We start from the raw sequence: 22,422 nt of genomic DNA, 5'->3' as shown, positions 1-22,422 counted from the left end.
CTTATTTCTCCATCGGCGTGGCTTCACGGCCGCGCAGCACGATGTCCCAGCGGTAACCGAGGGCGTAGGACGGAATGGTTTTTTCCAGATCGAAAGCAGCGATCAGGCGTTCCTTGGCCGAAGTGTCCGGCACGCAGTTGTAGATCGGGTCATACGCCAGCAACGGGTCGCCGGGAAAATACATTTGCGTGACCAGTCGGGTGAGGATGCTCGGCCCGAACAGGGAAAAGTGGATGTGCGCCGGGCGCCAGGCGTTGTGGTGGTTGCCCCACGGATAGGCGCCGGGCTTGATGGTCTGGAACTGGTACCAGCCATCGGCATCGGTGACGGTGCGGCCGGTGCCGGTGAAGTTCGGGTCCAGCGGCGCGTCGTGCAGGTCACGGGCATGGTTGTAGCGGCCGGCGGCGTTGGCCTGCCAGATCTCCACCAGAATCCCCGGCACCGGCAGGCCGTCTTCGTCGAGCACGCGGCCGTGAATGATGATGCGCTCGCCCAGCGGCTCGCCGTCGTGCTGCGCGGTCAGGTCATTGTCCTTCTCGGCAATGTGTTCGGCGCCGATGGTCGGCCCGGTGATTTCCGACAGCGAGTGCGGCAGGTGCACCAACGGCTTGGACGGCGAGCGCAGGTTGGTGGATTGATACGTCGGGTGCAGGTAGTCAGGCTGAGTGCCTGCCTGTGGGCGACGGTAACCAGGCTTGTCAGTCATTTCGCTTTCCTCAGTTCTTGTAAGTGCCGCAGCGCGTCAGACACGTTCGATGGCCAGGGCCAGACCTTGGCCAACACCGACGCACATGGTCGCCAGACCTTTCTTGCCGCCAGTCTTTTCCAGATGATGCAGGGCGGTCAGCACCAGCCGCGCACCGCTCATACCCAACGGATGACCGAGGGCAATCGCGCCGCCATTCGGGTTGACCTGCGGCGCGTCATCCGCCAGCCCCAGTTCACGCAGTACCGCCAGACCCTGGCTGGCAAACGCTTCGTTGAGTTCGATCACGTCGAAATCGCTGACCGCCACGCCGAGGCGCTCGGTCAGTTTGCGCACCGCCGGCACCGGGCCGATGCCCATCACCCGTGGTGCAACGCCGGCGCTGGCCATGCCGAGCACTTTTGCGCGGGCGGTCAGGCCGTGTTTTTTCACCGCTTCGGCCGAAGCCAGAATCAGCGCAGCAGCACCATCGTTAACCCCGGAGGCATTACCGGCGGTGACGGTTTTGTCCGCGCCGTTGACCGGTTTCAGTTTGGCCAACGCTTCAATCGTGGTATCGGCGCGCGGATGTTCGTCCTGGCTGACCACGGTTTCGCCCTTTTTGTGGGCGATGCGCACTTCGACGATTTCTTCAGCGAAGTATCCGGCGGCTTGAGCGGCGGCGGTACGTTGCTGACTGCGCAGAGCAAAGGCGTCCTGATCTTCGCGCGAAACCTTGTAGTCGTCGGCAACGTTGTCAGCAGTTTGCGGCATGGCATCGACGCCGTACTGCGCTTTCATCAGCGGGTTGACGAAGCGCCAGCCGATGGTGGTGTCTTCCAGTTTCATGTTGCGCGAGAACGCCGCGTCGGCCTTGCCCATCACGAATGGCGCGCGGGACATCGACTCGACGCCGCCGGCAATCGCCAGCTCCATCTCGCCGCTGGCAATCGCACGGAATGCAGTACCGATCGCGTCCATGCCCGAAGCGCAGAGGCGATTGAGCGTAACGCCGGGCACGCTGTCCGGCAGACCCGCCAGCAGCAGCGCCATGCGCGCAACGTTGCGGTTGTCCTCGCCGGCCTGGTTGGCGCAGCCGAGGAACACCTCATCGACGGCATTCCAGTCCACCGATGGATTGCGCTCCATCAGAGCCTTGATCGGCACGGCGGCGAGGTCATCGGCGCGCACGGTGGACAGTCCGCCGCCGAAACGGCCGATGGGGGTGCGAATCGCGTCGCAGATATACACGTCACGCATCATGCTTCTCCCGGTGCCTGACCGTGGGCGGCGGCGGTGCGCGCTTCAAGATCACGCAGCGCGGTCAGCTCGACTTCGGTCGGCTCAGCGGTGGTTTCAATGGAGTCGGCAAAACGGATCGCCCAACCGGTGGCGGCGACCACTTGCTCGCGGGTCACGCCCGGATGCAGCGCGGTGACCACGAATTCGCGGGTACCCTCCTCCGGTTCCATGATGCACAGGTCGGTGATGATGCCCACCGGCCCGGCACCCGGCAGGCCCAGCCGTTTACGCGAATCGCCACCTTCGCCGTGACCGACCGAGGTGATGAAGTCGAGCTTGTCGACAAACGAACGCGCCGACTGTTTAAGGATGATCAGCACGCTTTTCGCCGAACCGGCGATCTCCGGCGCGCCACCGGCACCCGGCAGGCGCACTTTCGGCGCGTGGTAGTCGCCGACCACGGTGGTGTTGATGTTGCCGAAACGGTCGACCTGCGCGGCGCCGAGAAAACCGACGTCGATGCGCCCGCCCTGCAACCAGTAGCGAAAAATCTCACCGGTCGGCACCACGGTGTCGGCGGTCTCGGCCAGCTCGCCGTCACCGATCGACAGCGGCAGCACGCTCGGCTTGGCGCCAATCGGGCCGGATTCGTAAATCAGCACCACGTCCGGCGATGATGTCAGACGCGCGAGGTTGGCGGCTTTCGATGGCAGGCCGATGCCGACGAAGCATACCGAGCCGTTCTTCAGGCGCCGGGCCGCCGCGACGGTCATCATTTCATTGGTGGTGTAAGTCATTACTTGGCCTCCGAAGCAGCGGCCAATTTGGCCTGGAATTCGCTGAAGTCAGCGCAGCCATGGATGTATTCGTTGATCCACGCGGTAAACGTCTCACGGTCGCGAGCGATCGGGTCCCACGCCTGATAGAAACGATTGTCACGCTCGGTGTAACCGTGGGCGTAGGACGGATGCGCGCCGCCCGGCACATGGCAGACCGCGCTCAAGGCCCAGGTCGGCAGTACGCAAGCGTTCATCGGTGCATTGAGATCGTCGACGATTTCTTCCACGGTGACGATGCAACGCTTGGCCGCCAGCGCGGCTTCTTTCTGCACACCGAGAATGCCCCAGAGCAACACGTTGCCTTTGCGGTCGGCTTTCTGCGCGTGAATCACGGTGACGTCCGGGCGTACCGATGGCACTGCCGCCAACACTTCGCCGGTGAACGGGCAGGTCACGGTTTTGATCAGCGGATTGACCTTCGGCAGGTCGGAGCCGGCGTAGGCACGCAGGACCGCGAACGGCAGGCCGGACGCGCCGGCGACGTAGGCGTTGGCGAGGTCGGCGTGGCTGTGTTCTTCAATTTCCAGCGCGTGCGGCCACTGCTTTTCGACCGCGTCACGCAAACGGTGCAGCGAACCAACACCCGGGTTGCCGCCCCAGGAGAAAATCAGTTTGCGCGCGCAACCGGCGCCGATCAGTTGGTCGTAGATCAGGTCAGGCGTCATCCGCACCAGCGTCAGATCTTTCTTGCCTTGACGAATGATTTCATGACCCGCTGCCGTAGGGATCAGGTGAGTGAAGCCTTCGAGGGCGACGGTATCGCCGTCGTTGACGAATTGCTTCACCGCGTCGTGCAGCGAAAGGATCTCAGCCATGGAGCGGGCTCCTGTTCTTGTAAGGAATCGCCAGTGATAAAAAGGCGCGAGGTTCAGCGCCGGAGTCACTGAAGATTAAGCTCGGGAAATTCGCCAAACAATCCGATAATCGACTGAGTGTTCGTTTATCGAACGGATTGTTGCTTCCCTAATGATCGTTCCCACGCTCCGCGTGGGAATGCAGCCCGGGACGCTCCGCGTCCCTGTACAGCCGAACGCAGAGCGTCCGTTGAGGCATTCCCACGCGGAGCGTGGGAACGATCATGGGTCTGCCTCATGTCGCATCCGCATGACTGACCATGCCCTTGATCAGCACCGCCGCCGTCGCCAAACCGGCCGGGATCACCAGCGCGGTCAGCACCTGCTCGAAATTCCAGCCCAGGCCGAGCAAGGTTGCGCCCATCCATGCGCCGAGAATCGCGCCAAAACGGCCGATGCCGAGCATCCACGACACCCCGGTCGCGCGACCTTGAGTCGGGTAGAAGCGCGCGGCCAATGACGGCATCGCCGATTGCGCGCCGTTGACGCACATGCCTGCCACCAGCACCAGCGTCGCCAGCAAGGTGATGTTGCCCAGGCTCTGCCCCACGGCGTAGGCAAACACCCCGGCCAGCAGGTAGAAAATGCCGATGACCTTGTGCGGATTGAAGCGATCCATCGCCCAGCCCACCCCGACCGCGCTCAACACGCCGCCAAACTGGAACAACGCACCGATGAACGCGGCCTGCTCCATGCTCGCGCCGCTGTCGCGCATCAGCGTCGGCAGCCAACTGGTCAGCAGGTACACAATCACCAGGCCCATGAAATAGGTCAGCCACAACAGCAGCGTGCCGGTGCTGTACGTGCCGGAGAAGATCACCGCAAAGACATTACGCGCTTTCACGGTCTTCTGTTCCGGCACGCTGAAGCTCGCAGCCTGGGCGACGGTAACCGGGTCGATCGGCGCGAGGGTCTTGCGTACTTTGTCGGTGCCACGGTTGCGCACCACCAGGTAGCGCGCCGATTCCGGCAGCCAGAACAGCAGCACTACCGCGAGGATCAGTGGCAGGATCCCGCCGATCATCAGCAACGCGTGCCAGCCGAAGGCCGGGATCAGTTTTGCCGAGATGAAACCGCCGCCGGCCATGCCGAGGTTGAAGCCGCAGAACATGCTGGTCACCAGCAGCGACTTCTTGCGCTCCGGGGTGTATTCCGAGAGCAGCGTTGTGGCGTTGGGCATCCCTGCGCCGAGACCGAGGCCGGTGAGGAAGCGCAACACCAGCAATTGTTCGACGTTGGTGCTGTACGCCGAGGCCAGGCTGAAGCCGCCGAACAGAATCACCGCACCGACGAGGACGACTTTGCGCCCGAAGCGGTCAGCCAGAGGGCCGGAGCCGAGTGCACCGAAGACCATGCCGATCAGCGCGGCACTCATTACCGGGCCGAGGCTGGCGCGGTCGATGCCCCAGTCTTGCGACAGCGCCGGGGCGATGAAGCCCATAGCGGCGGTGTCGAGGCCGTCGAGAAATACGATCAGGAAACACAAAATCACCACTCGCCACTGATAGCGCGAGATCGGTTGGGCGTTGATGAAGGTCTGCACATCGAGGCAGTTACCCACAGCGGACTGAGGCTGGTTCATTATTTTTATTCCACGCGAAAACGCAGTCGAACGGCGGCCGGCCAAAGCACGGCACGGTCACAAGAATAGAAGGTTGCAATCAGGCGTTGCGGTGAACCCGGCAACAACGGGTGGGATACAGACAGTGGGGGAGCGAGCGCATGGTGAGTTGCCTCTTGTCATTATTATGGGGTCGACAGTCCGGCGAGCTCATTCACATCAGCGCCGGATGACGCTGCCGCGACATTAATGATCCGAGGGTTTTAGCGTCAATTCGATAAACGCAACACTGTGCGTTTATCGAACAGCTTCCTCAGGCGAACAACTGCGCGCTGAGGTCGCGGCTGGCGCTGAGCAGGCCGGGCAAGAAGCGCTGCTCCAGCTCGGCGCGGCTGACCCGCCCGGCGTGGGTGCTGACATTGAGCGCGGCGACCACTTGCCCCGAGGCGTCGTACACCGGCACGGCGATCGAGCGCAGCCCCTGTTCCAGTTCCTGATCGACAATGCACCAGCCCTGCTGCCGCACCTGCTGCAAACATTCGAGCAACGCGTCGGGGGTATGAATGGTGCGGCTGGTCTTGGCCACCAGTTCGGCGTGGTCGAGGTATTCGCCCAGGGAGGTGTCGTCCAGCGCGGCCAACAGAATGCGCCCCATCGACGTGCAATACGCCGGCAGCCGTCCTCCGACGGAAAGGTCGACCGAGATCAATCGCTGAGTGGTCGCCGAACGCGCGATATAGAGAATGTCATCGCCCTCCAGCGTCGCCATGTTGCAGGCCTCGTGCAGTTGCTCGCTCATGCGATCCAGATACGGTTGGGCGGAGACGGCCAGCGGTGTCGAGGACAGATAGGCGTGGCCGAGGGTCAGCACTTTCGGCAGCAGCGAATAGGTGCGGCCGTCGGTGGTGGCGTAGCCGAGCTTGATCAGCGTGTGCAGGCAACGGCGCACGGCGGCGCGGGGGATTTCCGTGCGATGACTGATCTGCGCGATAGTCAGGTGGCGTTTGCGTTCCTGAAACGCTTGCACCACCGCCAGACCGCGGGCCAGGGACGTCATGAAATCCGGATCACCGGTCAGCGCCTGAATGCGCTTGGCCGGCGAGGCGACGATGGGCGGCGCCACCGAGGTGAAGGAGTTGCGCATTTGATCGTTCATTTCTTGTCCTTGTCCGGCACGCATCGATGCCTAGTCAAACGGCTCGCCGCGCGATGCACAAGCACCGGGGCGCCAACATTGGGCGATTATCGAACCGCCGACCGATAATCGCAATCCAGCCCCCTCGCCCTCTTCTTCATGCTAGAGGCAGCTTTAGCGATTCTGCTCGCAACTTAGTTGTTCTAGTTAATGACGCCAAAAACAGAACGCCGGTTCTATAACGCTGTCTTTACACTTAACTAGCGGCAAAAGTTGCCAGCAACAAAACCATCACACATTCAGAACCGTTTTTAACTTGGCAAAGATAGTCATTCCCGAATCGGCCGCTATAATGCACCCTAGTCGCGGCGCTTTAATCAAAAGCCCTCGACTTGCTGAAACGAGGTCCTTCGTCTCAGCTCCGGCCAGCGCCCGGCGCCCATCACACATGCAACGCCAGCGCTCGCTGAAACAGGAAACTGATGCTGCGTCAGTTTTTATCTGGTGCCGTAGCCGCCTGTAACACGGAAGTCTTGATCGCCTCTGCAATGTCTCCGCCCGATCGGGCTGTGGATGACTGGCGGGTTCGCTCAATTGACTCGTTGCAGTGTGTTTCACCGGATATTCAATTCAACTCATACAGGTAGCACCGTGACAAAAGACGAACTGCGCGCGGAACTAGAGCGCCAGGAACAACGTTACAAGGAAGTTTACGGCGGGGAAGTCACCACCTACGCCGCGCAGCCGGAACCGGAACGCAAGGCATGGCGCAAGCGCCCTACCGTTCAGGATCAGGTGTTCAAGCAGGAAATCGAAAAGATCGAAAAGGAACTCAAAGCCGAAGAGCCATGAGCCACGGCGGTTGAGCATTCGAAAGTCGACGTCCGCCTGAGCCACAGCACGGTGGAAGACGACACCTCGCGCGCCCGCTATCCGCGGGCAGCGGCTGCATCGCTGTTCTGCGGCTTATGAACGAGCGTCCCACAGGATTCAGAGATATTTCAGACAAGCGTTTGAGCCTTTGAGATATCAGAAAAATTGGCTTAAAAATCTTCTTTATTCAATAAAATCAAATAGTTGGAAAACCCTGCGTGCTGCCTGGTTTTCACGCCCTGCAACAAATTAAATCGAAGAAGGGTGTGACCAGTGAGCAGACGGGGCATCGATTTCCTGTCTTTTCTGGCATAATCGCGCCCCCTTACGACCGGGTCAGAAAACCTTCATGATCGATTTATTCAGCGGACTGGATGCTTGGGTGCTTGTGAGCCTCTTGCTCGCCCTGACGTTTGTCCTCGCCTTCGAGTTCATCAATGGATTTCATGACACCGCTAACGCGGTAGCCACTGTTATCTACACCAAAGCCATGCCGCCACACCTGGCGGTGTTCTTTTCCGGTGTGTTCAATTTCCTCGGCGTGCTGCTGGGCGGCGTTGGCGTGGCGTATGCCATCGTCCACTTGCTGCCGGTTGAGCTGCTGATCAATGTGAACACCGGCCATGGCCTGGCGATGGTGTTCTCGTTGCTCGCCGCGGCAATCGCCTGGAACCTGGGCACCTGGTACTTCGGTATCCCGGCTTCCAGCTCGCACACCCTGATCGGCTCGATCCTCGGTGTCGGCCTGGCCAACGCACTGATCAACGACATTCCGTTGAGAGATGGCGTGAACTGGCAGAAAGCGATCGACATCGGCGCCTCGCTGGTGTTCTCGCCGATGGCCGGCTTCCTCATCGCCGCGCTGGTGCTGATCGGCCTGAAATGGTGGCGCCCGCTGTCGAAGATGCACAAGACGCCGGAACAGCGCCGCAAGATCGACGACAAAAAACACCCGCCGTTCTGGATGGAACCGCCTGGTCCTGGTGATCTCGGCCATGGCCGTGAGCTTCGTGCACGGTTCCAACGATGGCCAGAAAGGCATCGGCCTGATCATGCTGGTGCTGATCGGTATCGTCCCGGCGCAGTTCGTACTCGATCTGAACAGCACCACCTACCAGATCGAACGCACCCGCGACGCGACCCTGCACCTGAGCCAGTTCTACCAGCGCAACGCCGATTCGCTGGGTGAGTTCCTGGCCCTGGGCAAGAGCGTGGAAGGCGACCTGCCGGAAAAATTCCGCTGCAACCCGCAGCAGACCGAACCGACCATCACCGCCCTGCTGCACACCCTTAAAGGTATAGCGGACTACCATTCGCTGTCGTCGGACAGCCGCATCGAAGTGCGTCGCTACCTGCTCTGTCTGGACGACACGGCGAAGAAAGTCGGCAAGCTGCCAGGCCTCGAAGCCCGTGAAAAGGCTGACCTCGACAAGCTGCGCAAAGATCTGACCACCACCACTGAATACGCCCCGTTCTGGGTGATTCTGGCGGTCGCCCTGGCACTGGGCCTGGGCACCATGGTCGGCTGGAAGCGTGTGGTGCTGACCATCGGCGAGAAGATCGGCAAGCAAGGCATGACCTATTCGCAGGGCATGTCGGCGCAGATCACCACAGCCAGTTTGATCGGCATGGCCAACATCTTCAGCCTGCCAGTGTCGACCACTCACGTGTTGTCTTCGGGTGTGGCCGGGACCATGGTTGCCAACAAGAGCGGCCTGCAGGGTGGCACGGTGAAGACTATTCTGCTGGCCTGGGTGTTGACCCTGCCGGCGACCGTGGCGCTGTCGGCCGGGTTGTTCTGGTTGGCTTCGAAGGCTTTGGGTAGTTGATCGTTAGCTGTTGATTGGAAAAGGCGTGATTCGTGAGGATCACGCCTTTTTTGTTATTGGGGCTAAGAAGTATGCCGAAGGGGCAAAAGATCAAAAGCCAAAGCAAAAGCCAGATCAAGAGCCCCTCACCCTAGCCCTCTCCCGGAGGGAGAGGGAACTGACCGAGGTGTTTGAGCGAGTTACGTCGATGTGAAAGTCCGAGTTGAACTCAGGATTTGAAAAGCACACAAATCAGCTCCCTCTCCTCGGGGAGAGGGCTGGGGTGAGGGGCGAATCCAACACAGATCCGAAGCAGATCACACGCTTTTCACCACTCAAAACAATGAGCGCAAGCTCGAGTACCGCTTTTGATCTTGATTCACAGGCGACGTCGGAAGGCTGAGCGGAGGGATTGATCCGGGCGTGGGAGCGCAGCGGCCGTCTGGCGCAGCCAGACACAGCGGAAGGAGGTGCAGCGAAGCAAACCGGAGCCGCTGCGCCCGGATCAGTCCCGGAGCGAAGGGACCCGAGCCTGCGAGGGCCGAACGCAGGAGCTAGCGTTTTGGTTACTTTTTGGCGTCTGAAAAAGTGACTCGCCGTAAGGGCGAAACCGCCAGCCGCCACACCCGAAGCAACGGATATTCACCCAAAACCCCAAGAATCTGGTCGGCCCAGAGGCCGCCAAGGCCGCCAAGGCACAAAAAAAAGGGGCAACCGAAGTCGCCCCAAAATGCCTTGCGTGCCCATCAAATCCAGAAGAACTCACTTGCGCCGCTTATGCGCATCCTTCCAGATAAAAAATCCAAACCCTGCAAAAAACAGCACCATAAGCCCCACCGTGAGAACCCCGGCAAACACCACGTTATCGAAAAACATGACTGACCTCCCGGCCCTGCTTTGCTTTGCTGCGATGGACTCAAATTAACAAACACACAGGCGCACATATTGACCAGGATCAATATCCGCAACGAAGGGAAATAAAGGAGGGGAAATAACTGATCTGCATCAACCAATGCAGCGGGAGATCAACGCTTTTTCGGCTTGTTCTTCGACTTTTTCTTGGCTTTTCCCAACGGCATCGCCTGCTCGAAAGCCTGACGCACTTCGTTCAGGCGCTTTTCGTTGAGGTCATGCACACGCTTGGCGCGTTCAGTGCTGAGGTCGATCAGTTTGTCGTCTTGGCTCATGGCGTCCGGCACATCGCAGAAGAGATCACAGCTGCCGTCACCGACAGGATTGCGCCAATCATGCCGCTTGGCGCAGGCGCTGACCAGTCACTGCTCAAATCTCGATATCGACCCACAGCCCCTGACGCGGCTGATCATCTATCAACGGCACCACTGGCACGGTGTTGTCGGCGTTCAACTCGGTACCCGGCACGGCCAGATGCTCTTCAGGATCCTCATCCGCCTCGCGGCGTCGGCGGTCACGTTCCTGCTGACGACGCTGTTCTTCGCGCGCCAGCAGACGATCCTCTTCCGGATCACGCTTCTGCAGATCGATCGTGCTTTCGTTGGAGCTTTCCTGCACCGGCACCACTGGCGGGATGTCCGGCCGCTGGCGGATCGGATCCTGCTGGGAAGTGATCGGCACGGCGCTCAAGGGGAGCATCGGTGGCAACATATAAAGGTCTCCTGTCTGCAGGCTATCGGCTGGGGTGCAGGCGCCTTGAGCCGCCTGTCGCAAACTTGTGATGCGCTTGGCACCTGTTGGAGCTGCCGAAGGCTGCGATCTCTTATGGGACAACGCAAAACCGAAGTGTTCCCACAGATCAAAAGATCGCAGCCTGCGGCAGCTCCTACCCCAGTATTTCTTTGGCCTCAGGGTCGCATTCCGTTAAGATAGCCCGCTTTTTCAAGGTGGGAGTCAGGCAGCATGGCGCAGCAGTATCAACCGGGGCAACGCTGGATCAGTGACAGCGAAGCAGAGCTTGGTTTAGGCACCGTTCTGGCACAGGACGGCCGCTTGCTGACCGTGCTTTACCCGGCCACTGGCGAAACCCGCCAGTACGCGCTACGGAATGCGCCCCTGACCCGCGTGCGGTTTTCGCCGGGCGACTCCATCACCCATTTCGAAGGCTGGAAGATGACCGTGCAGCAGGTCGACGACGTCGACGGGCTGATGGTCTATCACGGCCTCAACGGGCAGAACGAGGTCGTCACGCTGCCGGAAACCCAGCTGTCGAACTTCATTCAGTTCCGTCTGGCCAGCGACCGCCTGTTCGCCGGACAGATCGACCCGCTGCCGTGGTTCTCCCTGCGCTACAACACTCTTGAACACACCAGCCGCCAGTTGCAGTCCTCGCTGTGGGGCCTGGGTGGCGTGCGTGCGCAACCGATCGCGCACCAGTTGCACATCGCCCGCGAAGTCGCCGACCGTATCGCCCCGCGTGTATTGCTGGCGGACGAAGTGGGTCTGGGTAAGACCATCGAAGCCGGTCTGGTCATCCACCGCCAGCTGCTCTCGGGCCGCGCCAATCGCGTGCTGATTCTGGTCCCGGAAAACCTCCAGCATCAGTGGCTGGTGGAGATGCGCCGCCGTTTCAATCTGCAGGTCGCGCTGTTCGACGAAGAACGCTTTATCGAAAGCGATGCCACCAACCCGTTCGAAGACACGCAACTGGCGCTGGTCGCGCTGGAGTGGCTGGTCGACGACGAGAAGGCACAGGACGCCTTGTTCGCTGCCGGTTGGGACCTGATGGTAGTCGACGAAGCGCACCACCTGGTCTGGCATGAAGACAAGGCCAGCGCGGAATACTCGCTGGTCGAGCAACTGGCCGAAGTCATCCCCGGCGTGCTGCTGCTCACCGCCACCCCGGAACAACTCGGTCAGGACAGCCACTTCGCCCGTCTGCGCCTGCTCGACCCGAACCGTTTCCACGACCTGGCCGCGTTCCGCGCCGAGAGCGACAACTATCGCCCGGTCGCCGAAGCCGTGCAGGAACTGCTCGACAAGGGCCGTCTCTCCGCCGAAGCGCACAAGACCATTCACGGTTTTCTCGGCAACGAAGGTGAAGCCCTGCTCACCGCCGTCAACGATGGCGATACTGAAGCCAGCGCCCGCCTCGTGCGTGAGCTGCTCGATCGCCACGGCACCGGCCGCGTGCTGTTCCGCAACACCCGCGCCGCCGTGCAGGGTTTCCCGGAGCGCAAACTGCATCCGTATCCGCTGCCGTGCCCCGACGAATACCTCGAACTGCCGCTGGGCGAACACGCCGAGCTGTACCCGGAAGTCAGCTTCCAGGCCCAGCCGGAAGCCAGTGAAGAAGAGCGCTGGTGGAAATTCGATCCGCGCGTCGAGTGGCTGATCGATCAGCTGAAAATGCTCAAGCGCACCAAAGTGCTGGTGATCTGCGCCCACGCCGAAACCGCGATGGACCTGGAAGACGCGTTGCGCGTGCGTTCCGGCATCCCGGCCACGGTGTTCCACGAAGGCATGAACATCCTTGAGCGTGATCGCGCCGCCGCCTACTTCGCTGATGAAGAGTTCGGCGCGCAGGTGCTGATCTGCTCGGAAATCGGCAGTGAGGGTCGCAACTTCCAGTTCGCTCATCATCTGGTGCTGTTCGATCTGCCGTCGCACCCGGACCTGCTCGAGCAGCGCATCGGCCGTCTCGACCGGATCGGCCAGAAGCACATCATCGAACTGCACGTGCCGTACCTGGAAACCAGCCCGCAAGAGCGCCTGTTCCAGTGGTACCACGAGGCGCTCAACGCCTTCCTCAACACCTGCCCGACCGGCAACGCCTTGCAGCATCAGTTCGGCCCACGCCTGCTGCCGCTGCTCGAAGAAGCCGATGACGGCGAGTGGCAAGCGCTGATCGACGAAGCACGCGCCGAGCGTGAACGTCTCGAAGCCGAGCTGCACACCGGCCGCGACCGTCTGCTGGAACTCAACTCCGGTGGCGCTGGCGAAGGTGAAGCGCTGGTCGAGGCGATTCTCGAGCAGGACGATCAGTTCGCCCTGCCGATCTACATGGAAACCCTGTTCGACGCCTTCGGCATCGACAGCGAAGACCACTCGGAAAACGCCCTGATCCTCAAGCCGAGCGAGAAGATGCTCGACGCCAGTTTCCCGCTGGGCGACGACGAAGGCGTGACCATCACTTACGACCGCAACCAGGCGCTGTCGCGCGAAGACATGCAGTTCATCACCTGGGAACACCCGATGGTGCAGGGCGGCATGGATCTGGTGCTGTCCGGTTCGATGGGCAACACCGCCGTCGCGCTGATCAAGAACAAGGCGCTGAAGCCGGGCACCGTGTTGCTCGAATTGCTCTACGTCAGCGAAGTGGTCGCACCGCGCTCGCTGCAACTGGGTCGCTACCTGCCACCGGCGGCGCTGCGTTGCCTGCTCGATGCCAATGGCAATGACCTGTCGCCACGGGTGTCGTTCGAAACCCTCAACGATCAGCTGGAAAGCGTGCCACGGGCCAGCGCCAACAAGTTCATCCAGGCCCAGCGCGATCAGCTGACGCCTCGGATCAATGCCGGCGAAGAAAAGATCGCCCCGCGTCACGCCGAGCGTGTGGCCGAAGCGCGCCGCCGCCTGGCCGCCGATACCGACGAAGAACTGGCGCGCCTGACCGCGTTGCAAGCGGTCAACCCGACCGTGCGCGACAGCGAACTGGAGGCGTTGCGCACTCAGCGTGAGCAGGGTCTGGCGATGCTCGACAAAGCGGCGTTGCGCCTGGAAGCGATTCGGGTGCTGGTAGCGGGTTAACCGCCCCGCTTCACCGCTGAAAACCAAGAGGCCCGCAGTGATGCGGGCGGATCGTTCCCACGCTCTGCGTGGGAATGCAGCCCGGGACGCTCCGCGTCCCTACCGAAGCTGGAACGCAGAGCGTCCCTTGAGGCATTCCCACGCAGAGCGTGGGAACGATCATGTGGGAGCGAGCCTGCTCGCGAAAACGGTCAGGCAGTCGCCGCAGAAATTTCTGGCTCAACCACCGCCACCAATCCCTCCTTCATCCGCTGTGCATCCCGGACAAAACACCGCGATGCCAGAAACAGAAAGACCATGGTCAGGAACAGCGCCACCGGGATCAGGTACATCGCGTCATGCAGGCCGACAGCCTTGAACGCTTCGGTCATCTGCTCAGCCCCCGCCGCCAGCATCGCCGTGTGCGCGAAGTGATCCGACAGCCCACCCACCACCACTGGCCCCAACCCGCCGCCGAGCAGATACAGACCGGCAAAGAACAACGCCATCGCCGTGGCCCGCAGGCGCGGTTCGACGACGTCCTGAATTGCCGTGTACACGCAGGTATAGAAGTTGTAGGCGAACAGCCAGCCGACGCTGAATACCGCGACGAACACACCGATCTCGATGCGCCCGGCATGCAGCGCCCAGGCTGTGCACAACGTTGAAATGATCAGGCTGAACGCGGCAAACAACAGCCGCCCACTGGCGAAGCGCTGATGAATCTTGTCGGCGATCCAGCCGCCAAGGGTCAGCCCGACCAATCCCGTCACGCCAACGATGACACCGGTGGCCACCGCCGCCTCCTGCAACGGCATGAGGAAATAGCGCTGCAGCATCGGCACCAGAAACGAGTTGCAGGCATAGGTCGCGAAGTTGAAGCACAGCCCGGCCATCACCAGCCAGAGGAAGGTCGGCACGGCGAGGACGCGACGGATAGGCCGGTCGACTTTCTCCTGGGAGACCTGCACGGTTTCCGCTGCGCCGCGTTTTGGTTCTTTGATAAAGAACATGAAGATCGCGAGGATCAGCCCCGGCACGGCAGCGATGAAGAACGGCGCGCGCCAGCTGTCGAAGGCCTTGACCATCGCGCCGATGGTGAAGAACGCCAGCAGCAGCCCCAGCGGCAGGCCAAGCATGAAAATACCCATCGCCCGCGCCCGACGGTGTGCGGGAAACAGGTCGCCGATCAGCGAGTTGGCCGCTGGTGCGTAACTGGCTTCGCCGATGCCGATGCCCATGCGCACGATGAGGAAACTCCAGAAACTGCCGACCATGCCGTTGACCGCAGTCAGCGCACTCCAGGTCGCCAGGCCCCAGCCCATCAGTTTGCTGCGTGAACCGGTGTCGGCCATGCGCCCGAGGGGCAGGCCGGCAATCGCGTAAACAATGGTGAACGCGGTGCCAATGATGCCCAGCTGAAAGTCGCTGAGGTGCCATTCCATGCGGATCGGTTCGATGATGATCGCCGGGATGGTGCGGTCGAAGAAATTGAACAGGTTGGCGAGGAACAGCAGGAACAGAATGCGCCAGGCATTCGCCGCTTGGGTCGAGTTCTGCATGGGTCCGTCTCTTTATTGTTATGAGGGCTTCACTGCCAGCGCGTCGAGCCCGGAACCTGCAATCTAGTCAGCCGCGCGGGGGCTGTCTGTCATCATTCGTCAGCCTGATATCGACCCATCGCACTGTAACGAAACGTAAGCCCTTGATAAGTCTGGAATCCCCCGCCATACGGGGCTTTCGCGGCAAAATCCGGCGACAAAAAAATAGTTTCGCGCCCCCCTTCCCAACGCCATGGCAAAGCCTAGAATGGCCGCCGGATCCGTCCGGATCTTCCGATCAATCCCTTTGATACCCCCGCCCATGTCCGAAGCCAGTCCGTGTCTGAATTGCGGTGCCTGCTGTTCCCACTTTCGCGTGTCTTTTTTCTGGGGTGAGTGCTCATCCGCTGGCGGGACGGTGCCCGATGAACTGGTCGCGCAGATCACTCCGAGCCGGGTGGCAATGATCGGCACCGATCGCAAACCGGCGCGTTGCATGTCGCTGGCGGGTGAGGTCGGCAGCGCTGTGGCCTGCACGATCTATGACAAGCGCTCGAGCACCTGCCGCGAGTTCGAGGCGTCGTGGGAGAACGGCGAGCACAATCCCGACTGCGACAAGGCCCGCGCCGCCCACGGCCTGCCACCCTTGCGGCCACACTGGAACGACCTGCCGCTGGAGCGCATTGCCTGAGCGTTAGCGCGAATCGCTATGAGCCTAATGGCAAAATCATTACCACCAATGTGCCACTACGGCTTGCAGCCGGGAAACCGCCTCTATACTGCTTTCATTCGCCTGCGTTGATTGACGCACGGGCCAGATGAATCCGAGACGGGGCATGCTATGGAGTGGCTTGGTTTGCAGTTTGTTGCCGAGCTGCCGGCGAGCGGGCAGATTCTCCTTGATTGCAGTCACAATCCTCTGCTGGTGATGGTGGCCTATCTGGTCGCCTGTGCAGCGAGCTTCGCCACCCTGGACATGGCAGAGCGCCTGGTGCATGCCGAAGATCCGGGGTCGCGGCGAATCTGGCGCTGGATCGGCGCGACCTGCCTGGCCGGCGGCATCTGGGCCATGCACTTCATCGGCATGCTGGCCTTCCAGACCCCCATCGATATTCAGTACGACCTCGGCATTACCCTCCTGTCGTTGCTGATCGCCCTGCTCGCCTCTTGGCTGGCCATGCACACCCTCAGTGAGGTGCAGCCGAGCGCGTTGCATTGCCTGAAGACCGCGTGTGTCATCGGTTTGGGCATCGCTGGCATGCATTACGTCGGCATGGCCGCGATGAAGTCGAGCGCCACCGCCTACTATCAGCCAGGGCTGTTCGCGCTGTCGGTGCTGATTGCCATCGGCGCCAGTTTCACCGCGCTGTGGGTGGCGCGCTATCTCAGCGAAGGCAGCGGCGTCGCGCATCAATTGCTCAAGTACAGCGCGGCGCTGATTCTCGGCGCCGGCATTATCAGCATGCACTTCACCGGCATGGCTGCGCTGGATCTGGTGCTTCCAGAAGGCGCTCTGGCAGCGAGCGGTGGCGACACCGGCCATCTGCAACTGGGCCTGACCGTAGCGCTGATCATCCTGTTGATTCTCGGCAGTGCGATCAGCGCCGCTCTCGCCGACAAAAAGCTGCAGAACAAGGAAAACGACCTGCGCCGGCTCAACGCCCTGCTCAGCCAACTCGATCAGGCGCGCATGTCTTTGCAGCAAGCGGCCAATTACGACGCGCTGACCAACCTGATCAACCGCCGTGGTTTCAACCAGATGTTCGCCGAGAAGCTCAGCCAGAAAACCAGCGAGGGCGGCATGCTCGCGGTGATGTTTCTCGACATTGACCACTTCAAGCGCATCAACGACAGCCTTGGCCATGACGCCGGCGACGCGCTGCTCAAAGTCATCGCCCAGCACATCAAAAGCTCGGTGCGCAGCCATGAAGACGTGGTCGCGCGGTTCGGCGGCGACGAATTCTGCATACTCATCAGCCTGCGTGACCGCGAAGAGGCGCGCGGTATGGCGCAGCGCATCATGCACAAGATGAAAGAGCCGATCGAACTGGCCGGCCGGCGCATGGTGATGACCACCAGCATCGGCATCAGCCTGTTTCCCGAAGACGGCACCACTTGCGAAGAGCTGCTCAAACACGCCGACCTGGCCTTGTACCAATCCAAAGGCGCCGGGCGCAACGGTCTGCATTTCTTCAATTCCAGCCTGAAGACCCGCGCCAGTTTCGAGCTGCAACTGGAAGAAGAACTGCGCAGTGCGCTACGGCAAGACCACGCGCTGATGCTCTATTACCAGCCGATCTTCGAAGTGAAAACCGGTCGCGTGACCAAGCTCGAAGCGTTGATTCGCTGGCAGCATCCGGTTCACGGTTTGCTCACCCCGGATCGCTTCATCAGTATTGCCGAGAACAACGGTTTGATCGCCGAACTGGACAACTGGGTGTTGCGCCGCGCCTGCAAGGATCTTGGCGAGCTGTCGCGGCATGGTTGTGCCGAATTGAAAATCGCCTGGAACTGCTCGCCGCTGAATCTGGCGCGCGAGGAGCTGGCCGAGGAGATCGAACACGCCTTGCGCACCGCCGGTGTGGCGCCGGAACGCCTGGAACTGGAGGTCACCGAAAACGCCTTGATGGGCAACATCGCCAACACTCTGGTGCTGCTGCGGCAGATCCGCGCCCTCGGTGTGTCGCTGTCGATCGATGATTTCGGCACCGGCTATTCGTCGCTGGCCTACCTCAAGCGTCTGCCGCTGAACACCCTGAAAATCGACCGCTCGTTCATCCTCGACATCCCCACCGCTACGGCGGACATGGAGATCGTCCAGGCGATCATCGTCATGGCTCACACCCTGCATCTGCAGGTGGTCACCGAGGGCGTCGAGAGCCTGGAGCAATACGAGTTTCTCGAGCGTTCGGGCTGCGACTTCATTCAGGGTTATCTGCTCAGCCGCCCGGTGCCGCTGGACGAATTACGCGCGGTGCTCGATGAAATCAACCAGCGCAAACCCGTGCTCGGGGTCAATCCGTTGAGTCTGGCGCGCGATACATTTGCACCAGCGTCGCTGGATCCTTCGCTAAAAAGCCTTGCGCCCCATGCAGGCGCATCAATTGTGCGGCCAATCCGCTGATCGGCGTCGCCGAGCCCTGCTCGCGGGAAAATTTCACCGCTGTGTCGAGATCCTTGAGCAGCGTGCGCACATGCCACTTGATCGGTTCGAAACGGCTCTCGGCCATTTGCGGAGCAAGGATCTGCAACGGTTTGGAATCGGCAAAACCACCGGCCAGCGCCTCGGCGATCAGGCTGGCATCGACCCCGGCCTGCTCGGCCAACGCCACCACTTCAGCAATCACCAGCGCATTACACGCGACGATCATCTGGTTGCAGGCCTTGGTCACCTGGCCAGCACCGACGCCGCCCATGTGCGTGACGCGCTGACCGAGGCTGAGCAGCACCGGGCGCACGCGCTCAAGATCTGCCGCTGCACCACCGACCATGATCGCCAGACTGCCAGCTTCGGCGCCGCCCACGCCGCCGGACACCGGGGAGTCAAGCCAGCCCATGCCGCTTTTCTCGGCCAGCGCTGCGGCCATTTCGCGAGTGGCGGTCGGTTCAAGACTGGAGAAATCCACCAATAGCTGGCCGTTTTTCGCACCTTCGGCAACACCGCCAGTGCCAAACACCACTTCCCGCACCACGGCGGTATCGGCCAGACACAGCATGACGATGTCGGCGTGCGCGCACAGTTCGGCGGGGTTCGATACCTGGCGGGCGCCGGCAGCAACCAGCGGTGCGCACTTGTCCGGGTTGCGGTTCCACACGGTCAGCGGGTAACCCGCCGCCAGCAGACGCCGGCACATCGGCAGGCCCATCAGGCCGATTCCGGCAAACCCCAACGAAGGTAGCGTTGACATCATTTCGCCTCTTTTCGATTAAAGATCACCGAATCATGGCCGATTCATCAACGATCAGGAAAGGATTCCGCCCGGCGATCAGATCAGCCAGCACTACGACGCCCGGGCCGTATTCGCGCACACAAGACGCGAGATCTTATTCCGTGAGGTTCGCCGGCACTGTTCGGCGGGCCAACCCAGTCCAGGTAAATGGCGCACCATGACCTCTAAAAACAACCCCGCCAGTGCAACAGCCGATCTGACCCTGAGCCCCGCCGCGAACAGCGCGTCATTATCCAGACCGACGCCGCCTTCGCGCCCGCTGTCGACCCAGCAATACTTGTACTTCACCGAGACCAACACCGACCGCATCCTCGATAACCTCGACGGCCTGCGTGATTCGGTGTTCCCGCGCCCGGCGCATCAGGAAGGCGACAACGAGCAGCACAACGACCAGGAATTCCCCTCGGTGTGCCTGATCGGCCTCGGTCGCTGCGGCTCCAACATCGCCCTCGACGTGGCGGAGCTGGTGTACAACGCGCGCAAGTTCTACCTCAACGAATTCAACAACGAAGACCGCCCGACCGACCGGCGTCTGGCCGACAAGGGCTACAGCCCGGCGCAGTGGATCAAGAACAACCTGCGCATCGGCACCAGCAAATCGACCAAACCGGTGTTTCTGGTCGAACCGCTGGTGATGCTCGGCGACCTCGACAAGGACATCGCCGGGCGCATCCGTTTCTCGCGCAAGGGCGAGAAAAGCGGCTTCCTGCGCGACTACAGCAAAATGAAGATCATGGACTTGTCCGAAGTCCACGCCGGTGGCGCCGGTAACGCGCCGATCCTCGGCCAGTACCTGGCGAAAATCATCCTCAACAAGGACACCCAGCGCTTCTCCAGTCCCGACTGGAAAATGATCCACTCGTACCTGATCGACAGCTGCGGGATCAAGGCCAACCAGTCGCGCCTGTATTTCTCGATCTTCAGTGCCGGCGGCGGTACCGGTTCGGGCATGGCCTCGGAGTTCGGTCTGGCCCAGCAGCACTCGTACATGAACAAGACCTTCGACACCAAGCCGATGGACGAGCATGACGGCAAGAGCGGTCATTCGTTTGTCTTCGAGCCGATCTTCACCAGCGGCATCTGCGTGCTGCCGAACATTTCCGACCACCGCAGCGAAATGTCCGAGGCGCTGCACATCAACGCCGGGCGCCTGCTGTGCAAATACCTGTCGGAAGAATGGGATTTCTCCTACAACTTCGCCAATGAAGACAGCAGCGAAGCCAGCGTGATGGGACGTATCCGCCCGTGGAACGCGATGATGCTGATCTCCAACGACATCATGCGTTACGCCGAAGAAAGCGATGACGGCAATATCCAGAACATTGATGTCAATGCCATGGAGAAACACGCCAACCAGTACATCTCGCAGCAGATCTTCAACATTCTCACGGCGCAGGCAGTCACCACTGACTACGACCAGAACTACTTCCGCCGCGCCGGCATCGACATCGGCGAAACCATCCGCCTGGACGCCAACGACCTGTTCATGAGTCTGGCCGGGCCGGTGGCGATTGCCTACGCCGAATCGGTAGTCCCGGAAACCCCGCCGCCGAGCAGCGACAAGTTCAAGGTCTTCGACAAAGAGCCGCAGCGCCTGAACATCGACGACCTGTTCTTCCGTTCGATCGACCTGCCGCACTTCAACAAGGTCACTCAGGCCATCGAAGGCATCAGCCTGCTGCCGATTGAATCCAAGCGTTATCGCGCTTCGCTTGAGCAGTACAAGAATTCCGGCTACGACGCCGCCGCGCTGCACGATTTGCACTTCTTCAAGAATTGCTCGTCGGTGGTCTCGATCGTGTCGCTGCCGAAAGACTACAAACTGTCGTACATGGATCTGAACCGGTTGAAGACCCACCTCAACAGCCTGTTCCCCAACACCACGCTCAAGCGTTACGCGCTGGTGATCGGCGCTTCGGCCAACCTGTCGCTGACCACCCTGATCGCCAAGAGCCCGTGCCTGTCGGACGACTTCCTCACACTGATCGTGGCGTTCATCAAGCGCTGCTTCGCGAAGAATCCGTACCGTTTCGACGAGACGCTGGATAACTCGATTCTCGACTTCATCATTCAGGAAGACTTCGACGAGGAGCGGATCGACGACCTGCTCAACGAATTCGAAAACCCGGCGAAGATCCTCGATACCAACTGGTACGCGATCAAACCGATGTACGAAAAGAAATACCGTGAGTTGATCAACGACAAGGACAAGTTCGTCTCGATCAATGACATTCGCCTGTCACGCGATTGCGTGAAGAAGTCGATCAAGTACCTGCGCGAGATCTACCGCCACCGGATTGGCAAGACCAAGGTGATTTCGCTGAATAACCATACCGGGAAGACTTACTCGGTCTGATCCAGCAGCGAGTCGCCCCATTCGCGAGCAGGCTCGCTCCCACAGGAAAGTGCATTCCAAGGTGGGAGCGAGCCTGCTCGCGAAGGCGCCCTCGACTTCACCGACAAATTCAGCTTTACGAACATCCAGAAACAATTAAGCGACCCTCAGGCCGCTCCATAAACTGTTCCCGTTACGTTTACGTCACCGTGAGGCGTGGCATTTCTCCACGGCAAGGTGCCATCACGCTACTCCGCTACACACTTGCGGCGCGGCAATCGAGGCACCAAAAGGGTGCGGGCAATTAAACGGCCGCCCTTTCCTGGATCAGAATCCACGGCGAAACCACCACGGCCCACAGCTGCGGATCACGTTCGAAAATATCCAGTGCCCGCGTTTCAGACAGCTTGGCGACCTTGTCGTCGGCCAGCCAGGCCGCGACTTTCTCGCCTTCATCCGAAGCCACGGCCTCGGCGGCGGCGATCAAATCCAGGTCAGGGTCGACCCACAATAGGGCACCCTTGGCGAAGAACGGCTCCAGCTCTTTCCAGGTAATAGATGCCGTTTCACCAAGCAGCTTGGCATAGAGGGTGCTAGGTTCTTGATTCATGGGAGCTGTCCGGAAAAGAAATCGACGCGAATGATAACGTCGGTGGTCCGTCAGAAAAACCCGGTTGCAAATCGCTGCACCGAACGAAAAGAGCAGGAACGCCAGGGAATGCTGCCTTTTGGGATATATGTCCCCGATTGCCCCGCCGCAATTCTGTCTCTTTCATTCAAAAATGCGACACCCCCAAGTTTTGCCCCGTGGCGCCCGCTTCCCAGTTGATCAAGCGGCGCTCTACACTGTACCGGTACAGTTGCCGGGGCATTTTCCGGAGGGTATCGCAAAGATATC

17 protein-coding genes and 1 pseudogene are annotated in these 22,422 nt (G+C 60.8%); 6 read left to right on the top strand and 12 right to left on the bottom strand.

Annotated features, from left to right (window positions below):
• Position 1: 1 nt before the first annotated feature.
• The 6 genes from pcaH to pcaR all read right to left on the bottom strand — a co-directional run bounded on the left by pcaH (position 2) and on the right by pcaR (position 6,337).
• Positions 2–706, bottom strand: coding sequence for a protocatechuate 3,4-dioxygenase subunit beta (gene pcaH, locus OC605_RS17035; RefSeq protein ID WP_262138344.1), 705 nt, complete (start codon positions 704–706; stop codon positions 2–4).
• A 36-nt stretch (positions 707–742) separates the two neighbouring features.
• On the bottom strand, positions 743–1,948 hold the full coding sequence (gene pcaF / locus OC605_RS17030; RefSeq protein ID WP_262138342.1) for a 3-oxoadipyl-CoA thiolase: 1,206 nt from the start codon (positions 1,946–1,948) through the stop codon (positions 743–745).
• The gene (locus tag OC605_RS17025) at positions 1,945–2,724 is read right to left on the bottom strand and encodes a CoA-transferase subunit beta (RefSeq protein ID WP_186568243.1); all 780 of its coding nucleotides are present in this window, start codon (positions 2,722–2,724) and stop codon (positions 1,945–1,947) included. The genes pcaF and OC605_RS17025 overlap by 4 nt, the downstream gene beginning before the upstream one ends.
• Positions 2,724–3,581 (bottom strand): CoA transferase subunit A, encoded by an 858-nt coding sequence (locus OC605_RS17020; protein ID WP_024011937.1) that lies wholly within the window; start codon positions 3,579–3,581, stop codon positions 2,724–2,726. The genes OC605_RS17025 and OC605_RS17020 overlap by 1 nt, the downstream gene beginning before the upstream one ends.
• Positions 3,582–3,855: 274 nt before the next feature.
• Complete coding sequence (locus tag OC605_RS17015) at positions 3,856–5,202, bottom strand: MFS transporter (protein WP_039762657.1); 1,347 nt, start codon at positions 5,200–5,202, stop codon at positions 3,856–3,858.
• Between the two features lie 292 nt (positions 5,203–5,494).
• Positions 5,495–6,337: a pca regulon transcriptional regulator PcaR gene (gene pcaR / locus OC605_RS17010; protein ID WP_016771343.1), complete on the bottom strand. Its 843-nt coding sequence runs from the start codon at positions 6,335–6,337 to the stop codon at positions 5,495–5,497.
• Positions 6,338–6,967: 630 nt separating this feature from the next.
• On the opposite strand from pcaR, the gene OC605_RS17005 reads away from it, so the two are divergent.
• Both OC605_RS17005 and OC605_RS17000 read left to right on the top strand, forming a co-directional pair.
• Positions 6,968–7,168 (top strand): hypothetical protein, encoded by a 201-nt coding sequence (locus OC605_RS17005; RefSeq protein WP_008080067.1) that lies wholly within the window; start codon positions 6,968–6,970, stop codon positions 7,166–7,168.
• A 370-nt stretch (positions 7,169–7,538) separates the two neighbouring features.
• Positions 7,539–9,018, top strand: a pseudogene (locus tag OC605_RS17000) (inorganic phosphate transporter).
• Between the two features lie 741 nt (positions 9,019–9,759).
• Here OC605_RS17000 and ccoM read toward each other — a convergent pair.
• From ccoM to OC605_RS16990, 3 genes are all read right to left on the bottom strand, one after another.
• Positions 9,760–9,873: a cytochrome c oxidase subunit CcoM gene (ccoM, locus tag OC605_RS28035; RefSeq protein WP_016771346.1), complete on the bottom strand. Its 114-nt coding sequence runs from the start codon at positions 9,871–9,873 to the stop codon at positions 9,760–9,762.
• A 149-nt stretch (positions 9,874–10,022) separates the two neighbouring features.
• A complete protein-coding gene (locus OC605_RS16995; RefSeq protein ID WP_016771347.1) occupies positions 10,023–10,184 on the bottom strand; it encodes a hypothetical protein in 162 nt (53 codons plus the stop codon).
• Between the two features lie 94 nt (positions 10,185–10,278).
• Positions 10,279–10,620: a hypothetical protein gene (locus tag OC605_RS16990; RefSeq protein ID WP_024011931.1), complete on the bottom strand. Its 342-nt coding sequence runs from the start codon at positions 10,618–10,620 to the stop codon at positions 10,279–10,281.
• 252 nt (positions 10,621–10,872) lie between these two features.
• On the opposite strand from OC605_RS16990, the gene rapA reads away from it, so the two are divergent.
• Entirely contained in the window at positions 10,873–13,719 is a 2,847-nt protein-coding gene (gene rapA, locus OC605_RS16985; RefSeq protein WP_041478023.1) for an RNA polymerase-associated protein RapA, read from the top strand.
• Between the two features lie 191 nt (positions 13,720–13,910).
• Here rapA and OC605_RS16980 read toward each other — a convergent pair whose 3' ends face one another.
• Positions 13,911–15,260, bottom strand: coding sequence for a spinster family MFS transporter (locus OC605_RS16980; protein ID WP_262138337.1), 1,350 nt, complete (start codon positions 15,258–15,260; stop codon positions 13,911–13,913).
• 301 nt (positions 15,261–15,561) lie between these two features.
• On the opposite strand from OC605_RS16980, the gene OC605_RS16975 reads away from it, so the two are divergent.
• Together OC605_RS16975 and OC605_RS16970 are read left to right on the top strand one after the other, a co-directional pair.
• The gene (locus OC605_RS16975) at positions 15,562–15,930 is read left to right on the top strand and encodes a YkgJ family cysteine cluster protein (protein ID WP_262138335.1); all 369 of its coding nucleotides are present in this window, start codon (positions 15,562–15,564) and stop codon (positions 15,928–15,930) included.
• A gap of 150 nt (positions 15,931–16,080) precedes the next feature.
• A complete protein-coding gene (locus tag OC605_RS16970) occupies positions 16,081–18,363 on the top strand; it encodes a putative bifunctional diguanylate cyclase/phosphodiesterase (RefSeq protein WP_186568239.1) in 2,283 nt (760 codons plus the stop codon).
• Here OC605_RS16970 and OC605_RS16965 read toward each other — a convergent pair.
• Positions 18,254–19,150, bottom strand: a complete 897-nt coding sequence (locus OC605_RS16965; protein ID WP_262138333.1) for an NAD(P)-dependent oxidoreductase — start codon at positions 19,148–19,150, stop codon at positions 18,254–18,256. The two genes, OC605_RS16970 and OC605_RS16965, sit on opposite strands and share 110 nt — an antisense overlap.
• Before the next feature lie 196 nt (positions 19,151–19,346).
• On the opposite strand from OC605_RS16965, the gene OC605_RS16960 reads away from it, so the two are divergent.
• Positions 19,347–21,545: a hypothetical protein gene (locus OC605_RS16960; protein ID WP_076566290.1), complete on the top strand. Its 2,199-nt coding sequence runs from the start codon at positions 19,347–19,349 to the stop codon at positions 21,543–21,545.
• Positions 21,546–21,828: 283 nt separating this feature from the next.
• On the opposite strand, the gene OC605_RS16955 is transcribed toward OC605_RS16960, so the two are convergent.
• Positions 21,829–22,134 (bottom strand): DUF2288 domain-containing protein, encoded by a 306-nt coding sequence (locus OC605_RS16955; protein ID WP_016771353.1) that lies wholly within the window; start codon positions 22,132–22,134, stop codon positions 21,829–21,831.
• Positions 22,135–22,422: the final 288 nt, after the last annotated feature.

Origin of the sequence: Pseudomonas sp. Marseille-Q5117 (assembly GCF_946901175.1) — a bacterium.
GTDB classification, from domain to species: domain Bacteria; phylum Pseudomonadota; class Gammaproteobacteria; order Pseudomonadales; family Pseudomonadaceae; genus Aquipseudomonas; species Aquipseudomonas iranensis.
The sequence above is the reverse complement of the archived record's forward strand: the minus strand, read 5'-3'. Positions and strand labels throughout refer to the sequence as shown.

What these genes read in the sequence shown, in the direction of transcription:
- OC605_RS17020 (WP_024011937.1), bottom strand. Translation starts at nt 3,581, where the DNA reads ATGGCTGAGATCCTTTCGCTGCACGACGCGGTGAAGCAATTCGTCAAC.
- OC605_RS16955 (WP_016771353.1), bottom strand. Translation starts at nt 22,134, where the DNA reads ATGAATCAAGAACCTAGCACCCTCTATGCCAAGCTGCTTGGTGAAACG.
- OC605_RS16980 (WP_262138337.1), bottom strand. Translation starts at nt 15,260, where the DNA reads ATGCAGAACTCGACCCAAGCGGCGAATGCCTGGCGCATTCTGTTCCTG.
- OC605_RS16970 (WP_186568239.1), top strand. Translation starts at nt 16,081, where the DNA reads ATGGAGTGGCTTGGTTTGCAGTTTGTTGCCGAGCTGCCGGCGAGCGGG.
- pcaF (WP_262138342.1), bottom strand. Translation starts at nt 1,948, where the DNA reads ATGATGCGTGACGTGTATATCTGCGACGCGATTCGCACCCCCATCGGC.
- pcaH (WP_262138344.1), bottom strand. Translation starts at nt 706, where the DNA reads ATGACTGACAAGCCTGGTTACCGTCGCCCACAGGCAGGCACTCAGCCT.
- OC605_RS16975 (WP_262138335.1), top strand. Translation starts at nt 15,562, where the DNA reads ATGTCCGAAGCCAGTCCGTGTCTGAATTGCGGTGCCTGCTGTTCCCAC.
- OC605_RS16995 (WP_016771347.1), bottom strand. Translation starts at nt 10,184, where the DNA reads ATGAGCCAAGACGACAAACTGATCGACCTCAGCACTGAACGCGCCAAG.
- OC605_RS16960 (WP_076566290.1), top strand. Translation starts at nt 19,347, where the DNA reads ATGACCTCTAAAAACAACCCCGCCAGTGCAACAGCCGATCTGACCCTG.
- OC605_RS17015 (WP_039762657.1), bottom strand. Translation starts at nt 5,202, where the DNA reads ATGAACCAGCCTCAGTCCGCTGTGGGTAACTGCCTCGATGTGCAGACC.
- rapA (WP_041478023.1), top strand. Translation starts at nt 10,873, where the DNA reads ATGGCGCAGCAGTATCAACCGGGGCAACGCTGGATCAGTGACAGCGAA.
- pcaR (WP_016771343.1), bottom strand. Translation starts at nt 6,337, where the DNA reads ATGAACGATCAAATGCGCAACTCCTTCACCTCGGTGGCGCCGCCCATC.
- ccoM (WP_016771346.1), bottom strand. Translation starts at nt 9,873, where the DNA reads ATGTTTTTCGATAACGTGGTGTTTGCCGGGGTTCTCACGGTGGGGCTT.
- OC605_RS17025 (WP_186568243.1), bottom strand. Translation starts at nt 2,724, where the DNA reads ATGACTTACACCACCAATGAAATGATGACCGTCGCGGCGGCCCGGCGC.
- OC605_RS16965 (WP_262138333.1), bottom strand. Translation starts at nt 19,150, where the DNA reads ATGATGTCAACGCTACCTTCGTTGGGGTTTGCCGGAATCGGCCTGATG.
- OC605_RS16990 (WP_024011931.1), bottom strand. Translation starts at nt 10,620, where the DNA reads ATGTTGCCACCGATGCTCCCCTTGAGCGCCGTGCCGATCACTTCCCAG.